Source organism: Hymenobacter sp. DG01 (assembly GCF_006352025.1).
Lineage (GTDB): Bacteria > Bacteroidota > Bacteroidia > Cytophagales > Hymenobacteraceae > Hymenobacter.
Genome location: NZ_CP040936.1, coordinates 3,641,136 through 3,659,031, shown reverse-complemented (window position 1 = coordinate 3,659,031; position 17,896 = coordinate 3,641,136). Strand labels below are relative to the sequence as shown.

11 protein-coding genes are annotated in these 17,896 nt (G+C 61.3%); 6 read left to right on the top strand and 5 right to left on the bottom strand.

Going from position 1 to position 17,896, the window contains the following annotated elements; all coding sequences use genetic code 11:
* The first annotated feature begins 77 nt into the window (after positions 1-77).
* The 3 genes from FGZ14_RS15465 (at position 78) to FGZ14_RS15455 (ending at position 6,467) form a co-directional block, all read left to right on the top strand.
* A complete protein-coding gene (locus FGZ14_RS15465; RefSeq protein WP_139925111.1) occupies positions 78-1,307 on the top strand; it encodes an FtsX-like permease family protein in 1,230 nt (409 codons plus the stop codon).
* Positions 1,308-1,630: 323 nt separating this feature from the next.
* Positions 1,631-4,603, top strand: a complete 2,973-nt coding sequence (locus FGZ14_RS15460; RefSeq protein WP_139925110.1) for a DEAD/DEAH box helicase — start codon at positions 1,631-1,633, stop codon at positions 4,601-4,603.
* A 169-nt stretch (positions 4,604-4,772) separates the two neighbouring features.
* On the top strand, positions 4,773-6,467 hold the full coding sequence (locus FGZ14_RS15455) for a T9SS type A sorting domain-containing protein (RefSeq protein WP_139925109.1): 1,695 nt from the start codon (positions 4,773-4,775) through the stop codon (positions 6,465-6,467).
* Between the two features lie 90 nt (positions 6,468-6,557).
* On the opposite strand, the gene FGZ14_RS15450 is transcribed toward FGZ14_RS15455, so the two are convergent.
* Positions 6,558-7,001, bottom strand: a complete 444-nt coding sequence (locus FGZ14_RS15450) for a hypothetical protein (RefSeq protein ID WP_139925108.1) — start codon at positions 6,999-7,001, stop codon at positions 6,558-6,560.
* A 208-nt stretch (positions 7,002-7,209) separates the two neighbouring features.
* On the opposite strand from FGZ14_RS15450, the gene FGZ14_RS15445 reads away from it, so the two are divergent.
* The 3 genes from FGZ14_RS15445 to FGZ14_RS15435 all read left to right on the top strand — a co-directional run bounded on the left by FGZ14_RS15445 (position 7,210) and on the right by FGZ14_RS15435 (position 9,599).
* The gene (locus tag FGZ14_RS15445) at positions 7,210-7,716 is read left to right on the top strand and encodes a hypothetical protein (protein ID WP_180754372.1); all 507 of its coding nucleotides are present in this window, start codon (positions 7,210-7,212) and stop codon (positions 7,714-7,716) included.
* 46 nt (positions 7,717-7,762) lie between these two features.
* Complete coding sequence (locus tag FGZ14_RS15440) at positions 7,763-8,299, top strand: hypothetical protein (RefSeq protein ID WP_139925107.1); 537 nt, start codon at positions 7,763-7,765, stop codon at positions 8,297-8,299.
* Positions 8,300-8,408: 109 nt separating this feature from the next.
* The gene (locus FGZ14_RS15435; RefSeq protein WP_139925106.1) at positions 8,409-9,599 is read left to right on the top strand and encodes a class I SAM-dependent rRNA methyltransferase; all 1,191 of its coding nucleotides are present in this window, start codon (positions 8,409-8,411) and stop codon (positions 9,597-9,599) included.
* 356 nt (positions 9,600-9,955) lie between these two features.
* Here the strand turns inward: FGZ14_RS15435 and FGZ14_RS15430 are convergent, their stop codons facing one another.
* From FGZ14_RS15430 to FGZ14_RS15415, 4 genes are all read right to left on the bottom strand, one after another.
* Positions 9,956-10,840 carry a family 16 glycosylhydrolase gene (locus FGZ14_RS15430; RefSeq protein ID WP_139925105.1) on the bottom strand — a complete coding sequence of 295 codons (885 nt, stop codon included), beginning with the start codon at positions 10,838-10,840 and terminating at the stop codon, positions 9,956-9,958.
* A 234-nt stretch (positions 10,841-11,074) separates the two neighbouring features.
* The gene (locus FGZ14_RS15425; RefSeq protein ID WP_219601028.1) at positions 11,075-12,337 is read right to left on the bottom strand and encodes a PKD domain-containing protein; all 1,263 of its coding nucleotides are present in this window, start codon (positions 12,335-12,337) and stop codon (positions 11,075-11,077) included.
* 102 nt (positions 12,338-12,439) lie between these two features.
* Positions 12,440-13,933, bottom strand: coding sequence for a RagB/SusD family nutrient uptake outer membrane protein (locus FGZ14_RS15420; protein WP_139925104.1), 1,494 nt, complete (start codon positions 13,931-13,933; stop codon positions 12,440-12,442).
* Positions 13,934-13,957: 24 nt separating this feature from the next.
* Positions 13,958-17,122, bottom strand: coding sequence for a TonB-dependent receptor (locus tag FGZ14_RS15415; RefSeq protein ID WP_139925103.1), 3,165 nt, complete (start codon positions 17,120-17,122; stop codon positions 13,958-13,960).
* Positions 17,123-17,896: the final 774 nt, after the last annotated feature.

The following is a 17,896-nucleotide window of genomic DNA, read 5'->3' as shown; positions in this document are numbered from 1 at the left end:
CGTATCTTGGCTCCTGAACCGTATTGCTGCCTCATACCTCCGCTTTTCCACCCGTTTCGCCCCTCCGCGCCCCGCACGTGAACGTATCCCTGCTCATTGCCCGGCGTTATTTTCTCTCGAAGAAGAAGCGCAACATCATCAGCATCATCTCCAATATCTCCATGGTAGGCGTGGCGATAGGCACGATGGCGCTGATTATTGTGCTGTCCGTGTTCAACGGGCTGGAAGAGGTAGCGCGCAGCCTCTACGGTAAGTCGGACCCTGATCTGATGATTACGGCCGTCCAGGGCAAGTCGTTTGAGGTGAGCCCGGCCTTCATCAAGCAGATCAAGGGCTTGCCCGGCGTGGCCCTGGTAACGGAGGTCATCGAGGACAATGCCCTGCTCCAGTACCGCGACCGGCAGATGGTAGTGAAGATGAAGGGCGTATCCGACAACTACTACCGCCAAAGCAACATCGACTCGGCCCTGGTGGAAGGCAGCTCCCAGCTTCACCGCGACGGAATGGACTACGCCCTGCTCGGGGCCGGCGTGCAGCACGAGCTCAGCATTGCCCTCGACAACCGCTTCTCGCCGATGCGCCTGCTTTATCCGCGCAACACGGGCCGCAAAACGCTCTCAATGAACCCCGAGACGGCTTTCAACGAGCAGAATATTCTGGCCGGCGGCGTTTTCCTGATTGAGCAGCACGTGGACGACAGCTACATCTTCGTGCCCCTGGAGTTTGCCCGCACCCTGCTGCACTACGAAAACCGCCGCACGGCCCTGGAGGTCAAGGTGCAGCAGGACCAGGAGATTGGGCAGGTAAAGGAGGCCCTGAAGCAGCGGCTGGGCGCCAGCTTCAAAGTGCTGGACTCCGATGAGCAGCACCTGAGCCTGCTGAAAGCCATTAAGGTGGAGAAGATGTTTGTGTTTATCACCTTTGCCTTTATCCTGCTGATTGCCAGCATCAACATCTTCTTCTCCTTGTCTATGCTGGTCATTGACAAGCACAAGGACATTGCCGTGCTGATGGCCATGGGGGCCAGCTCGCGTACTATCCGCAACATTTTTCTGCTGGAAGGTGCCATTGTGGCCCAAGTGGGGGCCTTTACCGGGCTGGTGCTGGGGGTAGGCATCTGCTGGGCCCAGCAGACGTTCCACTTGGTGGGCATGGGTATGGCTACCAGTGTCGTCGATTCCTATCCCGTCAAAATGCAGTTCTCGGACATTGCCCTGACGGGGGTAGCTATCATCTTCATCACCATTGCGGTTTCCATCCGCCCGGCCCTGAACGCCGCCAGCCTGGACTTGCGCGAGAACCTGTAGCGCTTAAGTGGCCTATAGCTGCTTCCCAATCCTGGAAAAATCGTAACCAGCACGAGTTCAGATTATTACACCCTGCTTATTTTGTTTGATCCGGCCGTTCTACCCAGTAGTGCGGCCGGACTTCTTTGTGCTTAGCTCATAAAGTATAATTCTGGTAAGTACAGACTATTACCTTCGTAGACCGTAAAGCCTGTTTGGGCAGCCTTTTCTGACATGTTCATCTTTATAATATGACTATTTTTGGATTTAATTTTACTTTTTGGTAAAAAAATAAGTATTTAGCATTTGTTACTACTTTCAACGCTGCATTATTGTCGTCGACTATGAAGGTTTCCACTTCACAGCCCTTTCAAATAGTATATTCATTGCTCGAGCACGAGTACCTGGGATACTTGTTTGAATCGTATGTGGTGCAGCGAAACCAGCGGGGGCAGCTTACCCTTCAGCACCAGACGGTATCGGCCAAAAACGCCCCGGAGTTTGCCGATGGCCTGGATGAAACCGATTTTGAGCTGATTGCCCTCACCGACCAGATTCAGCAGGACGCGGTTATCAAAGAGTTCTGGTCGAAGAAGACCACGCCGGCCGATTTCTTTCTGAAGATTTACGACCCTGAGAAGGGCGACAAAGGCCTGCAGGAAGCTATTTGCACCTACGTGCAGGACCGCATGGGTCAGATTCTGGAGCGCCTGCAGGGCAAGCAGGTGTTTATCATGGGCAAGGATGGGGAGCCTACCTGGCGCGAGATTGGGGTAGCTCCGGAGCGGGCCTCGGTGTTGTTTCACTTCCGCCGCAACGAAGACAGCACCCACTACTTCCCCACCATTCAGTACCAGGGTCAGAAGCTGGAGTTTCAGTACAAGAACGCCGTGATTGTGTGCGAGCAGCCGGCCTGGCTGCTGCTGGGCGACACGCTCCACAACTTCCATAACGACGTGGACGGCAAGAAGCTGAAGCCCTTCCTGAACAAGAAATTCATTGTTATTCCGCGGCAGGTAGAGGACAGCTACTTCCAGCGCTTCGTAGCGCCCTTGGTCGAGTCGTTTGATGTGCATGCCCGCGGCTTCGACATCCGCTCGGAGCGCTACGTGGCCCGGCCCCAGCTGACCTTCTCCGACGCGCCGGGCGCTACAGTGGTAGCCGCCCCGGCCCGCGCTGTGGTGCCTGCCCGCCGGGGTAGCCCGGCCGCTGCCCACCTTACCGCTACGGCCGAGGCGACAGTATCGGAGCACATTCATTTCGACCTGAGCTTCCGCTACGGCGACCATACCGTACACACGGCCCACAACAAACGGGTGTGCGTGAAGCTGGAAAAGAAGGAAGACAACTACATCTTCCACCGCCTGATCCGCAACCTCGACCGGGAGCAGGAAATCATTAGTGAGCTGCGCGACCGGGCCCTGGAGGTACAGGGGGGCCGCGCCGTGCTGGAAAAAGCCACTGCCTTCCGCTGGCTCCATCACCACGCCGATGAGCTGGCCCGTATGGGCTTTACGGTGCAGCAGGGCCCCACCTCCGGCAAAGATTACTTTATCGGGTCCGTGACGGTACAGGTGGGCATCACGGAAACTAACGACTGGTTTGATGTGCACGGCACCGTTCGCTTCGGGGAGTTTGAGGTGCCCTTCATCAAGCTGCGGCCCTACATCCTGAACAAGCGCCACGAGTTCCGGCTGCCCAACGGCCAGATTGCCATTATTCCGGAGGAGTGGTTTACGCAGTACCTGGAGCTGTTTGCCTTCTCGGAGGAGCACAACCAGGCCCTCACGCTGCGCAAGCACCACCTGGCCCTGGTGTCGGACCTGCAGAATGGCAACCTGGCTACCGTGGTCATGAGCCGGAAGCTGGAGAAGCTGCGCGAGTTTGAGGCCGTGGAGGACCGCCCCCTACCCCCCTCGTTCCGCGGTGAGCTACGCCCCTACCAGAAAGCTGGCTACAACTGGCTTCACTTCGTGCAGGACTACCAGTTCGGGGGCTGCCTGGCCGACGATATGGGTCTGGGCAAGACCGTGCAGACCCTGGCCATGTTGCTGCAACGCAAGGAAAGCGGGGCCGCGAAGGGAGCCGCTTCGCTGCTGGTAATGCCTACCTCGCTGGTGTACAACTGGATGACGGAGGCCTTCAAGTTTACGCCTACCCTGCGCCTGCTCATCTATACCGGCACTTACCGCGACAAAAACGTAGAGCAGTTTGCCGACTACGACGTGGTGCTGACCTCCTACGGCATCGTGCGCCTCGACGCCGACCTGCTCCGGACGTACAAGTTCGACTACGTGATTCTGGACGAGTCGCAGGCCATCAAGAACCCGGGCTCTACTACCTCCCAGGCCGTGCGCGGCCTGCACTCCCGCCACCGCCTGATCCTAACGGGCACGCCGGTGGAGAACAGCACCATGGATTTATGGTCGCAGATGTCGTTCATTAACCCCGGCTTGCTGGGCACCCAGGCCTTCTTCCGAAAGGAGTTTCTGAAGCCCATTGAGAAGGGCAAGGACGAAGCCAAAACCCGCCGCCTGCACACGCTCATCAAGCCCTTTATTCTGCGCCGCCACAAGGCCCAGGTGGCCCGTGAGCTGCCCGAGAAGATTGAGAACCTGAGCTACTGCCCCATGACGGAGGAGCAGCAGCAGTGCTACGAGGAAACCAAGAGCTTTTACCGCAACAAGATTCTGCAGAGCATAGAGGAGCACGGCACGGCCAGCACCCAGTTTATGCTGCTGCAGGGCCTGACCAAGCTCCGCCAGATTGCCAACCACCCCCGCATGGCCGATGAGGAGTACGCCCACGAGTCGGGCAAGCTTCGGGAAGTGGTGCGCATGATTAAAAGCGTGGTATCCGAAGGCCACAAGGTACTGGTGTTCAGTCAGTTTGTGAAGCACCTCGACATTGTGCGGGCTTCCCTGGATGAGCGCCAGATTGCCTACGCCTACCTCGACGGCAACACCCGCGACCGACACAAGGAGGTAGCCCGCTTCCAGGAAACGGAAGACCTGCGCGTGTTTCTCATCTCGCTGAAAGCCGGAGGGGTAGGCCTCAACCTCACGGCCGCCGACTACGTGTTCATTCTGGACCCCTGGTGGAACCCCGCCGTGGAGGCCCAGGCCGTGGACCGCGCCCACCGCATCGGGCAGCAGCGCACGGTATTCACCTACAAGTTCATCACCCAGAACACGGTAGAGGAGAAAATCCTGGCCCTGCAGAACAAGAAAATTCAGCTGGTTACGGACTTGATTACCACCGACGAGGCCATCATCAAGAGCCTGACTAAGGAGGATATTGAGGAGTTGCTGGGGTAGGGAACATGCCGGATAGACAAGCCTGAAAAAGCTGCTGATGCCTATGGTTCAGCAGCTTTTTCAGTTTAAGTCGGCGTATAAATTTATGATTTTTATAACTTTATTTATAAAAAATTAGCTATTATGAATCTTGAACTCGTACTCGTGAAATCCATTCTTTAATGCAGCTATGATGACAAAGACTACTCCCTGGCTACGTGCCGGCATTTTAACACTGGGTCTTGCCCTACCGGCCAGCTTACACGCCCAAACCTGGCAATGGGCTTCGGCCCACGCGGCAGGTAGCACGGGCTCCTCGGTGATACACGCGGCGGCGGTAGATGCGGCCGGTAACACGGTGGTAGCGGGCCGCTTTTCAGGTACTACTACCTTTGGCAGCACTACCCTCACCAGCGCCGGTGGCGAGGATGTGTTCGTTGGGCGGCTCAGCCCTACCGGAGCGTGGCTGCAGGCTGCCCGGGCCGGGGGCCCCGCCGATGATGTGGCACTGGGCATAGGGGTAGATGCGGCCGGCAATATTGTTGCGGCCGGCTCATTCCGGGGGGCCACGGCGGCCTTTGGGGGCACTACCCTTACCAACGCCGACAATACCGGTAATACCTCTGATGCCTTTGTAGCCCGCCTGAGCAGCGCCGGCACCTGGACCCAGGCCGTGCGCATGGGCGGCTCTGACAATGATGGCGCCATGGGCTTAGCCCTGGGCAGCGACGGCACGGTGGTAGTGGCCGGTAACTTCTCCAGTAACACGGCAGCTTTCGGGGGCACTACCCTCACCAACGGCAACACCGACCGTAGCAACGACGTGTTTGTGGCCCGCCTGGCCACCGATGGTACCTGGAGCCAGGTGGTGCGGGGTGGCGGCTCCGGCGACGATTTCGTGCAGGCTCTGGCCCTGGATGGCAGCGGCAACGTAACCATTGCCGGCCACTTCGCCCGCGCCACAGTCACCTTCGGTACCATTGTGCTCAACAATGCCAACCCCGGTCAGTACAGCAGCGACGTGTACGTGGCCCGCCTGAGCAGCGCCGGCACCTGGACCCAGGCCCTGCAGGCCGGCGGCCCCGGCAACGACTACGGCCGCGGGGTAGGCATTGACGCCAGCGGCAACGCTTATGTAGCTGGTAACTTTGCCAGCCCTACGGTCAGCTTTGGCACTACGGCCCTCACCAACGCCGATGCCAGCGGCAACACCTCGGATATTTTTGTGGCCCGCCTGAGTAGCGCCAACGCCTGGACCCTGGCTGCCCGGGCGGGTGGTGCCAGCAACGACTACGCCAACACCATGGCCGTGGATGGCAACGGCAGCGTGAGCGTGGGCGGCTTGTTTCAGGGGCTTACCTCTACTTTCGGCAACATCCCCCTGACCAACGCCGACCCGACGGGTGCTACCTCCGACATACTGGTGGCCCGCCTGAGCAGCGCCGGCGTCTGGAACCTGGCCCTGCGCGCCGGCGGCATCGGCGACGACTATACCAACGCCCTGGCCCTGGATGCCAGCGGCAACGCGGCCGTGGGCGGCAACCTCAGCAGCTCGCCGGCCACCTTCGGCACAATCAGCATGAACAGCTCAGGCTCGGCCTTCATTGCCAAGCTCATGGGCCTGACAACCAAAACCACGGCGGCCCGTCTGTCGGCGACGCTGGGCGTGGTGCCCAACCCGGCCCGCGGCCAGGTAGAGCTTACCTGGGTAAAGCCGGAAGCCAGGGCCCTACTCGTGGTACTTCTTGATGGTCTGGGGCGCGAAGTGCGGCGGCAAGTGCTGCCGGCCCAGGCAACCCGGACCAGCCTGAACCTGAACGGCCTGACGGCCGGGCTGTACGTAGTCCGGATCGGGGAAGCTGCCCAGCGCCTGGTAGTGGAGTAGCCACCCGGGTTTACTACCCCTCACCCTACCCCGCAGTGGCTTGGCTACTGCGGGGTAGTTGCGTTAATAGAGCAGCCCTGTAGCGCTTGCTTACTTGGTGAGCGTGTTTCCGTCGCAGTTCGAGGGGCATTTCTCGTAGCTCTCAATTAACAGGTAGGCCACTGCCTGCTGTTTGCCGGGAAGCAGGTCGTAGCCCTGCTCATTTACCCCTACCAGTATGATGCTGTGCCGATCATCATCGGGGTTCAGAGCGCGGTACATCCGGATGCCCACACAGTCGGGCTGGTCGAGAAGCTTGCGGATAGGTTCCTCGGCGCAGTAGTTCGAGCTGGTGTTATCCTTGTACTTCTTCTTGTACTTTTTGGCGTGCTCGGCAGCCTGCGCTTCTGGTATGGGGTTGCCGGCTTTGGGGTCGAAGGGCTTTTTCGGGCCTTTGTTCCGATCAGCATCCCCTCGCCTGCGAGGTGGCAGGGTAAGGAAGGCGGCCCCTACCGCCAGGCATCCGAGGGCAACAGTTAGCGCGGGGTTTTTCATGGGGTAGGGCAGGTAGCGGTAAAGGCCGAGCCGATGCTTCGACCAGAAGCAGACCTTACATTAATATAATTAAATATTTGTTATTCACAGTATTAGATGAGCATCTTACGCCCAAGCTCCCACTCCGGGCACGGCCGCCCGGGTGGGCTTGGCGGCTGCTTTCGGGTAGGCTTCTGAACAAAAGCCCGGCGGCCCGGGTAGTGCCTGCATGCACCTCTACCTTCGTACTCATGTAGCGGCTGGCCCCGGGCAGGTGTGGGCCGGCTTCACGCGCGAGCTGTTTCTGGCCCTGGCCCCACCTTTCCCGCCCTTCCGGCTGCTGCGCTTTGATGGGTGCTACCGCGGCGACGAGGTACACATTGAGCTGGGCGCCGGCCCTCTGCGCTACCCCTGGACCTCCCTCATTACCGACCACGGCACCCTGCCCGACGGCACGCACTACTTTGTGGATGAAGGCCGCCGCCTGCCACCGCCACTCCGGTTCTGGCGCCACCGCCACCTGCTGCAGCCCGCGCCCGGCGGGGGCACGTACATTGTAGAAGACCTGGAGTATCGCAGCGGCCTGCGCGCCCTGGATGCGCTGCTTTACCCCGTCATGTGGGCGCAGTTTGCCTGGCGCCGCCCTATTTACCGCCGCTGGTTTGGCGCACCCGGTCAGCCGGCCGGAACGAGCCAACCCGTTGCGGGCAGCGCCGGGGCGCCTCCTGCCGTATAGAGTCCTGGCAAGCCGTGTATCTTGCCGTTCCTCGTAGCCCTTGCCCATGCCTGCAGTCTTACTTTCCGGCCGCCTACCCTCTCTTTCCGCGTTAGTTGCCGCCTGCCTCCTGCTGGTGCTGGCTGCCGGCTGCCGCAGCAGCCAAACGGCCTACCGCTTCCGACCCGGTAGCAGCCCGGTGGCAGAGGCCAGCTCCCCCGATACCGCCGTTTCCTCCGGGCCACTGGCGGTGCCGCATTCTGCCCTGAAAGCAGCGGCGCGGCCCCACTCGCGGACCACCGGCCCAAAGCTCCGTCAGTGGCGGCAAGCGGAGCGGCTGCTGGCGCGGGTGGCTGCCCGGGTTGAGAAGGCACCTGTACGGCTGACACACTCCCGCCCCGCGGCGCAGGCCATCCTGCGCGTAGCGGGCCCCAGGCACCAGACGGAGGTAGGACTGGGTACTACGGTACTGGGCGTACTGGGGCTGGTGGTGCTGCCCGTCGCGCTGCTGGGTCTGCTGATCTGGGGCGGACCGGTGTGGGCTATTTTGGGCGGACTGGCGGCCTTGGCTGTTCTCGTTGCCTACCTCGACCCGTTTGCCTGAGGCCGGCGGGGGTAGTAAGCAGGAATTCGGGCCAGCCGAGTGGGCTGGGGTGCGGGGTATCCCCGGCAGTTAGGCTACCTTTGTTGTCCATTTCCTGAATCTGCTGCTTATGAACCCTGCTACCGTCACGCTCAAGCCTGGTAAAGACCAGTCACTCCGCCGCCTGCACCCCTGGGTGTTTTCGGGCGCCATTGGCCGCATGCAGGGCGAAGTGGTAGAGGGCGAAGTAGTGGCAGTACACGCCGCCAGCGGCGAGCTGCTGGGGGTAGGCCATTACGCCCCGGGCTCTATTGCCGTGCGCATGCTGGCTTTCGGGCCCGATGCCCAACTGCCTGACGCGGCTTTCTGGGAAGAGAAAATCCGTAATGCCTACCAGCTTCGGCAGGGCCTGGGCCTGACGGGCCAGGGCAACACCAACGTGTACCGCCTGGCCCACGCCGAGGGCGACGGGCTGCCGGGCCTTATTATTGATGTGTACGGGGATGTGGCCGTAGTGCAGGCGCACAGCGCCGGCATGTACAAGGCCCGCCCCCTGATTGCGCAGGCCCTGCAGACAGTGATTCCCGGCCTGCGTGCCATCTATGACAAGAGCTCCGAAACGGTGCCCGCCAAGGCCGCCCCGGATGCCCGCAACGGCTACCTGCTGGGCGAAAGCACCGGCGCCGAGCACATTGTGCAGGAAAACGGCCACCCTTTCGCCGTAGATTGGGAGACAGGCCAGAAAACCGGCTTCTTCATCGATCAGCGCGACAACCGCAGCCTGCTGGCCCGCTACGCCCCCGGCCGCCGCGTGCTCAACACCTTCTGCTACACCGGCGGCTTCAGCTCCTACGCCCTCATGGCCGGTGCCGAGCTGGTGCACTCCGTCGATTCAAGCAAGAAAGCCATTGAGCTGACCAACCGCAACGCCGAGCTGACTGGCCTGACGGACCGCCACAAGGCGTACGCCCAGGATGTATTTACTTTCCTGAAAGACCGCCACAACCAGTACGACCTGATTGTGCTGGACCCGCCGGCCTTCGCCAAGCACCTCTCGGCCCGCCACAACGCCCTGATGGGCTACAAGCGCCTGAATGCAGCCGGCATCCGGCAGATTGCCCCCGGCGGGCTGCTGTTCACCTTCAGCTGCTCCCAGGTAGTAAGCATGGAGCTCTTCGAAGGGGCCGTACTCGCCGCCGCCATTGAGGCCGGCCGGCCGGCCCGCATCCTGCACCGCCTCACCCAGCCCGCCGACCACCCCGTGAGCCTATTCCACCCCGAAGGGGAGTACCTGAAAGGCTTGGTGCTGGCCGTAGAGTAGCCTGGCTGCCTACCCCTGCTGGCACGCAAAAGCCCGAGGCTCTGGCCGGAACGTGTTCCGGCCAGAGCCTCGGGCTTTTGCGTGGGCCTTATACAGAAAACCGAAGGCCGGCCCGCACCCCTAACATGGCGGACCGGCCCCGGAAGCCCCCTGCGGCCAACGAAAACCGACGGAGGTATGCAGCGGAAAGTACAGCGGGTACCTTCCGGTTTTTCGGGGGTGGCGGCGCACAGAAAACCACAACTGCGCATCGCCCCCGCCCGTGCCAGCCGGGAACATCTCCCGGAAACTGCAGCCGCTGCTGGTTCGTTTCCCACCCCCAATGGCGGGCTGCTGTACTGGCTTGTGCCTGGTGCTTATTTGTACTGGTAGTAGCGCACGTAATCCACCTGCATCTGCTGGGGAAAGGTGGTGCTACCGTCGGGGTTGCCATCAAAGTTGCCGCCCACGGCCACGTTCAGAATCACGAAGAAGGGGTTATTGAACGGGAAAGGGCTGGCGTCGGTGGCGGAGTAGGTGTAGTAGGGTGTAGCGCTGCCATCGAGGTAGAAGCGCGTCAGGTTTTTACTGCGCACCACGCTGTAGGTGTGGAAGTCGGCCGAGAGGTCTTCGCTCAGGTTCTGGGTAGTGCCTTTGTACTCGTGCACGCCCATGCTGTTGGCGTAGTGCATGGTGGAGAGCAACTCTGTGGGGCGGCTGCCCCGCAGCTCCATAATGTCAATTTCGCCGCACTTGGGCCAGTTGTTCTGGTCGATGTCGGCACCCAGCATCCAGATGGCCGGCCACACGCCTTTGCCCTTGGGAATTTTGGCGCGCACATCAATGCGGCCGTACTGGAAGCTCTGCTTGCCCTTGGTAATCAGGCGGGCCGAGGTGTAGGCGTTGCTACCCGTGGTCTGCTTCTGGGCCTGAATGACCAGCATGCCGTTGCGCAGGTAGGAGTTGTCGGTGGAGTTAGTGTAGTTCTGCAGCTCGTTGTTGCCCCAGCCGCTGGCGCCCAGCTCGTGGGTCCATTTGGTCTGGTCAATGGTGCCCCCGTCAAACTCGTCCTTCCAGACCAGCTCCGTGTACTGGGCGTATTCGCGGGCTTCTTCGTTTACGACCGGGGTAGTGGGGGTAGGCGGCGTGGGAGCCGGTACGTTCTTGGTTTTGGTTTCGGTGCAGGAAAGTAAACTCAGGGTAAGCAAAAGGCCCGCCCCAAACCACTGACGCCGTTGCCCGGGTAAAAATTGATTTTTCATGAACTACAAGTACTTACTATGAGGAAAGATGAGCTGTTATAGCTAACAGACATCTAAAGGACCGGCCCGGTTCGCGAGCGGGGCGCTGCCGGAGCAGGCCCGCCGCGTAGCCACCGGTATGTAAGGGTGCCCGCCTGGCCAGAGTGCTCTGCGGGCGGCAAACCATAACTCAGGACCGGCAACCGGGCCGGCCCTGAGTTAAGCTTACTGAACGGGGTAGCCCGCCGGTAGCGGCTACTTTGGTACCATTTTGATGGTGAACACCGTACCGCCGTTCTGGCCGCTGCCGGCCCGGAGTACCATGTGTTTGTCGTCGATTTCCATAATCCGGTACACGCGCTCAGTGGGCGAGGCATCGGTGGCGGCAATGAAGGAGCCAGCCCGCGACAGGGTGAACTGCGCCAGCCCGGCGCCGGCCGAGGGGCCGAACACCATGGGCGAGGTGCCCGACTCCGGGGCCTTGCAGGTGTAGCCGGCCGCCGCCGAGAAGGTCTCGCCTTTGGCATCGTAGGTGAAGACGTTGCTCATCGAGAAGGTGTACTCATCGTCAGACTGGCAGGCGGGCAGCTCCCCGGCCTTTACGCCGGCAAAGTACTCCAGGGGGTTGGCTTCGGTGCCTACCGTAATCGGGGCATCGGCCTTGTTGTCAATCATCCAGGTTTTGGAGGTACCACCCGTGAGCAGGCGCTTGATGGGGGCCGTGGCATCGAAGGGCATCAGGGTCACGACGGTGCGCGTGCCATCGGGGTTGGTCCCGCGCAGGCGCAGCTTGGTGTCAGATGCCTCCAGAATGTCGTAGGTTTTGTTGGCTACCGAGTCAGGCAGGCCAATAAAGCCGCCTTTCCCCTTCAGAACAATCTGACCCAGGCCGTTGCTGGTGGGCCGGTACACGAAGCTACCGCCGCGGTTCAGGGAAGCGCCGCAGGTAGTACCCGTGTAGGTCTGGCCGGCACTTTCGTAGTTCACCGTGTAGCTATTGCTGAACGAGAACTGGTCGTCGAGCTGGCAGTTGTTCAGGGTAGTGGAGCTGGAAAGCTGGGTGCCGGTAGCCGACTCCCGCACGATGGCGCCGGGCTCGGTGGAGAAGGACCACACCCGGGTGCCGCTGCCGGCGCAGTCTACCAGCTTGCTGAAGGCCGCATTAGTGCAGACATCGGGAATAACCACCGCCTGCTTGGCCGAAATGCCCGTACCGCCACGGCCAGCCGTAATCAGCTCTACCTGGTAGGTGCCGGGGCGGGTGTACGTGTGCGTGACGCTGTTGCCCGAGCCGCGGGAGTTGTCGCCGAAGTTCCACTGGTAGAGGAACCCGTCCTGTCCGGTGCTGGTAAACGTTACGGTAGCGGGGTACTCGGTGGTGCTTACCTGGTAGGAAAAAGAGGAGGTGGGCACGGCGCCCTCCAGCTCGTAGTCTTTGGCGTCCTTGTCGCAGGAAGCCAGGAGGAGCGGGGCAGCCAACAGGCCAAGGACGGCCAGGCGCGTAAACATAGTATGCATGGGAATTGGCGGGGGAATAGGGTGGAGGCGGCCGGGCCGGGCAGGGCTACCCCGGCCCGTGGCCTGAAGGGTAGCCCTGCGCTAGGCAGCCGCCGCTACGGGTTAGTAACCAGGGTTTTGACGCAGGCCGGTGTTTACATCCAGCTCCGACTGCGGAATGGGCAGCACTACGTTGAAGGGCTTGATGCCCTTGGCCCGCAGCTGGGGCGAGGTGAGCAGCTCCCCGGTACGCTTCATGTCAAACCACCGGTCCATTTCAAAGGCCAACTCGTACTTCCGCTCCCGCCACACGGCCTGCTTGAAGGCGTCGGCGCCCAGGCCGGAGAGGTCTTTGGCGCTGGTAGCGTTGATGGGCAGACCGAAGGCACGGCGGCGCACTTTGTTGATGGCCTCGTAGCCTTCAGAGGTAGTGCCCACAGCTTCGGCCAGAATCAGGTACACCTCGGCCAGGCGCATCACCGGAATGTTCAGCTCCGAGTCCCAGATGTTGGTGTTGACTTTGCCCACAAACCACTTCTTGCAGCCATAGCCGTTCGGGGAGCCGGGCAGGCGGTCCGGCTGCTTGCGGCCATCGGGGTACACATCGCCGGGCATCCAGATGGTGGCATCACGGCGCAGGTCGCCGGCTTCGTAGCCAGCCACAAAATCGGCCTCGGGAATATTGAAGCCGTAGCCGCCCTGGGGCACTACGCCCTGGCCGCGGGGGCCGAAGAACTCGTTGCCGCTGAAGCCGGGGCCATTCTGGTCCCAGGTGTTGCGGCCCGAGAGGAACTGGGCCTCAAACAACGACTCCTTGCCGTTCTCGTTGGCTACCTTAAAGTTATCGGCGTAGTTGTCCCACAGGGTTTTACCGCTGCCGCTAATTACCTCGCGGGCTCGCGTGGCGGCCTCGGGCAACTTGCCTTCCGTGAGGTACACCTTGGCCAGCAGGCCGGTGGCGGCCCACTTGGTGGCTCGGCCCAGGTCTTCGCCGCTGTAAGAGCCCGGCAGGTTGCCAATGGCATCCGTCAGGTCTTTCTCAATCTGAGCGTACACCTGCGCGACCGGGGTCCGGGGTACGTTCACATCGGCCAGGGTAGCGGGAGGCGTCGTGAGCAGGGGCACGTCACCGTAGGCCCGCACCAGGTCAAAGTAGTACTTGGCGCGCAGGAACTGCGCCTCCCCGATGCTGCGCTTCTGAATGGCCGGATCAATGCTCATGCCCGGCACTTTCTGCAGCACGATGTTGGCCCGCCCGATGCCCACGTAGCAGCTGCCCCACAGGCGGTTAGTCACCAGGTTGGTGCTCGGGATGTTGAAGAAGTCGAGCTGCTGGTACTCGATACCGTCGCCGCCGCCACCGCCGCCGGTAGTAGAAATATCGGAGGCAATGTCACCCAGGCCCCAGAGGGCGGCGTTGTACTGGCCAGCCGTAATCAACTCACCATACACGGCGTTGGTGGCCTGAATGGCGTCGGTGGTAGTGCGGTAGAAGTTGGCGTCGGTTACCTGGTCGGTGGGAGTTTCTTCCAGAAACTTCTCGCCGCACCCGCTGAGCAGGCCCAGCGTCAGGAGCCAGGCGCCGTAGGTGGTTCTGTACTTATGTAGGGGTAGCATGCGCTGAAATGTTAGGGGTGGGAATTAGAAACCAATGTTGAGGCCGAGCAAGAACACCCGGGGCTGCGGGTACACGCCCAGGTCAATGCCACGGGAGCCTACCTCGGGGTCATAGCCGGAGTACTTGGTCAGGGTCAGCAGGTTCTGGGCACTGGCGTACACGCGCACCTGCTTGGCGGCAATGCGCTCCATAATGCTCTGGGGCAGGGAGTAGCCCAGCGTGAGGGTTTTGATGCGCATGTAGGAGCCATCCTCCACAAAATACGTGGAAACCCGCAGGTTCTGGTTGGGGTCGGCATTGTCGCCGGCGAAGGCCCGGGGCACGTCGTTGCTGGTGCCGGGGCCCGTCCAGCGGCCCAGTACGCGGGTGCTGCCGCTGCTGGTGCCGTAGAGGGGGCTTTCCAGAATGTAGCGGTTCTGGTTGTAGATGTCGTTGCCCTGGGAGCCCTGCAGGAAGATGTTCAGATCGAAGCCGCCCCAGGTTACTGTGTTGTTCAGGCCGTAGGTAAAGTCGGGGTTGGGGTTGCCAATGAAGGTCCGGTCCTCGGCGTTAATCACGCCATCGTTGTTCAGGTCCTTGAAGCGAATGTCGCCGGGGGCGGTGCCGCTTTGCTGGGTGGCGTGGTTCTGCACGTCCTCGGGGGTCTGGAACAGGCCGTCGGCCACAAACCCGTAGAACGAGCCAAAGGCCTGGCCCTCATCGTAACGCACAATTACACCGCTCAGGGCGCTCAGGCCGTTGTAGGGCTGCCCTACCCCCAGTGACTCCAGCTCCGACTTATAGGCCGACAAGTTCAGGGTCGTGGTCCAGTTCAGGCCGCGGCCCGTGCCCCGCACGTTGTGCGAGGTGAAGGAAAAGTCGATACCCCGGTTGTAGGCCGAAGCCGCGTTGCGGTTTACCGTTTCGTAGGTACCCGACACCAGGGAAACCGGCACGGGCGCAATCAGGTTGGGCGAGCTACGGTTGTAGAGGTCAATGGTAGCCTCAAACCGGTTGTCCAGGAAGCCCAGGTCAATACCAACGTTGGTCTGGTTGTTGGTTTCCCAGCGCAGGTCGGGGTTGGCCTGGCGGGTAGGCGCCGCACCCGTCTGCAGAGTGCCGCCGTTAGGCCCGAAGGGGTAGCGGATGCCCGAGTTGATGGCGTAGAGGTAGGCGAAGCGGCCGGCGTTGTTGGGGTTACCCACCTTGCCGTAGCCCACGCGCAGCTTCAGGTTGCTGATCACGCGGTTGCCCTTCAGGAAATCCTCCTCCGAGATGCGCCAGCCCGCCGAAACGCCGGGGAAGAAGCCAAACTTGTCGCCGGGCGGGAAGCTGCCCGAGCCGTCGTAGCGCGCAATGGCCTGGAACAGGTACTTGCCGGCAAACTCGTAGTTAACGCGGCCGAAGTAGCTGAGCAAACGCGAGGGCCGGTTGATGGTACCCGCGTTGCCGATCTGGGTGTTAATGGGGCCCGAGTTGATTACCTGCAAGTCGTTGCGTAGGTAGCCGGTGCGGTAGGCCTCCACGTTGCTGTAGTTGAACTGCTGCGCCGACTGGCCCACCAGCACGGTTACCTGGTGCTTATCAGCAATGAGGCGGTCGAAGGTAGCCGTGTTCTCAATCAGGTAGCTGGGGGCGTAGGAGGCCGTAGCCGTAGCCCCGGCCGTAGCCTGGGTGTAGCGGCTGGTGTAGGTCTGGCCGTCGGCCTGCAGCTCGGGCACCCCGGGCCGGAAGGCATTGAAGTTGTCGAACACGAAGTCGGCGCCTACGTTGGTGCGGAAGCGCAGGCCCCGTACCGGCTCCAGCTCGGCAAAGAAGGTAGTCAGGGCGCGGTTGCGGTAGAAGCGCTGGTTGGTGATGGTAGCCGAAGCCAGCGGGTTTTCCTCAATGAAGTTGTCCTGGGCGCCGCGGGGCTCGTAGTAGTAGCCATCGGGCCGGTACACCGGAATAATGGCCGGAATGCGCAGCGTTTGCTGCACGGTGCCATACTCCCCGCTGTTGGAGGTAATTTGCCGGTCGCTGAGGTGGGTCAGCGAAATGTTATTGCCCAGCTTTAGAATCTTGTTTACCTGCACGTCGCCGTTAGCCCGCAGCGTAAAGCGCTCAAAGTCTGAGCCTACAATGGTACCATCCTGCTGGAAGTAGCTGGCCGACACAGCGTAGCGAGCCTTTTCGCTGCCGCCCGTAGCCGAAAGCGAGTAGTTCTGGATGGCAGCCCGGCGGAACACCTCGTCTTGCCAGTCAGTGCCCTCGCCCAGCCCTTGCGGGTTGCGCAGGCGGTCCACCACAATGGGGGCACCGCCCGCCAGGCGGCCTTCGTTGTTGATAACGGCGTACTCCTCGGCGTTGAGCAGGTCCAGCTTGCGCCACACCTGCTGCACCCCGCGGTAGGCATCCAGGTTAATGGTGGAGGTACCGGTTTTGCCCCGCTTGGTGGTGATAATCACTACCCCGTTGGCAGCCCGTACCCCGTAGATAGCCGTGGCCGAGGCATCCTTCAGGATGTCAATGGTTTCAATGTCGTTGGGGTTGATGGCGTTTAGCTGGTTTTCGTTGCCATCGGGCAGCGGGAACCCGTCCACTACGAACAGAGGGTTGTTGTTGCCCGCCGACGTAAGACCCCGGATGCGGATGGAGGTACCAGCGGCTCCGCCAGGGGCTCCACCGTTTGAGGTAACCGTAACGCCCGCTGCCCGGCCTTGCAGGGCCTGGGTAGCATCGGCCACGGGCTGGGTGGCAATTTCCCGCGCCGATACCGACGAAACGGCGCCCGTTACGCTACCCCGCTCCTGGGTACCGTAGCCCACTACCACTACCTCACTGAGGGCACGGGTGTCTTCGGCCAGCGTAATGCTCAGGGAAGATGAAGCTCCCGTAATGGGCACTTCGCGGCGGGTAAAGCCCACGTAGCTTACCACCAGGGTCGAGTTTTCGGGCGCGTTCAGAGAGAAGCGGCCGTCGGCGTCGGTGGTGGTGCCCAGGGTGGTTCCTTTCACAATAATGGTTACCCCCGGCAGCGGCTCACCGTTGCTCTGGGTAACGCGGCCCGACACTGGCACATCGGCGAGCAGGCGGGGGGTAGCGGCTGGACCGGGAAGTCCGGCCGCCGTGGAGGGGGCTGCTGCCAGGGAAGGAAGGGCAGGCAGGCCGCAAGCCGCCAACCACAAAGCCCGGCGCAGCAGCGCCTGAGTGTAGAGGTGTTGGTTCATTGATCTGTGGGAATTGAGGGAAGTATGGACCAGTAAGCGGTTGGGCTTACTACCGGGCCCTGGGAAGGCCCGACTATCTGAAAAGCATAAGCGAATACAAGCTCCTGGGGCCTACTCTGAAACTCTGGAAGGCAACGCAGGCAGGCGAAACACAGCCTCGGCGGAAGAAGAAAACCAGTACCCCGCCGTGGGGCTGAAGCAGGCACAAAACCGGTCAGGTTGGAAGCCGGTAACTGGCGGCGCTTCATTACCCAGGGGACGCAAACAGTGGAGAAGGCAAGGAGCAGCATGCAGCGATGCCCAAATATATCCGTCCGTGTTTTGGAAAAGCAACACAAAAAACGCCTTAAAACGCCGTGCGGGGCATTTTTGAGCTTAGCACACAATTATATTATACACTTACTGCACACGCCACGGAAAGCACTTTAGGCCTTTCTATGGCCGCTGTCAACGTTTTGAGGAGCGAGGGTCAACACGTAAAAAACAATCAAAAAAATACCCACTCTGATCAACTTTTTTTCATAATCGGGGCAGGTAAGTGTTGACTTACGAACCCACAGATTCACATCCAAAATTCCAGTTCTATATAGGAGAGGTGCCAGATTATACCGCCGCTCATTTTAGCCTGGCTGGCTCCCACGGCTTTGCCCGCTGGCCCGCCACTGAGCCGGCCAAGCCGCCGCTTCCGCCCGAGGCCTACCCCCGGTAAATACCACAAGGCCCCCGGATACCCGTGGGTACCCGGGGGCCTTGTGTCTGTGGGGCCAGCCAGGG

What these genes read in the sequence shown, in the direction of transcription:
- FGZ14_RS15460 (WP_139925110.1), top strand. Translation starts at nt 1,631, where the DNA reads ATGAAGGTTTCCACTTCACAGCCCTTTCAAATAGTATATTCATTGCTC.
- FGZ14_RS15455 (WP_139925109.1), top strand. Translation starts at nt 4,773, where the DNA reads ATGATGACAAAGACTACTCCCTGGCTACGTGCCGGCATTTTAACACTG.
- FGZ14_RS15450 (WP_139925108.1), bottom strand. Translation starts at nt 7,001, where the DNA reads ATGAAAAACCCCGCGCTAACTGTTGCCCTCGGATGCCTGGCGGTAGGG.
- FGZ14_RS15445 (WP_180754372.1), top strand. Translation starts at nt 7,210, where the DNA reads ATGCACCTCTACCTTCGTACTCATGTAGCGGCTGGCCCCGGGCAGGTG.
- FGZ14_RS15440 (WP_139925107.1), top strand. Translation starts at nt 7,763, where the DNA reads ATGCCTGCAGTCTTACTTTCCGGCCGCCTACCCTCTCTTTCCGCGTTA.
- FGZ14_RS15435 (WP_139925106.1), top strand. Translation starts at nt 8,409, where the DNA reads ATGAACCCTGCTACCGTCACGCTCAAGCCTGGTAAAGACCAGTCACTC.
- FGZ14_RS15430 (WP_139925105.1), bottom strand. Translation starts at nt 10,840, where the DNA reads ATGAAAAATCAATTTTTACCCGGGCAACGGCGTCAGTGGTTTGGGGCG.
- FGZ14_RS15425 (WP_219601028.1), bottom strand. Translation starts at nt 12,337, where the DNA reads ATGCATACTATGTTTACGCGCCTGGCCGTCCTTGGCCTGTTGGCTGCC.
- FGZ14_RS15420 (WP_139925104.1), bottom strand. Translation starts at nt 13,933, where the DNA reads ATGCTACCCCTACATAAGTACAGAACCACCTACGGCGCCTGGCTCCTG.
- FGZ14_RS15415 (WP_139925103.1), bottom strand. Translation starts at nt 17,122, where the DNA reads ATGAACCAACACCTCTACACTCAGGCGCTGCTGCGCCGGGCTTTGTGG.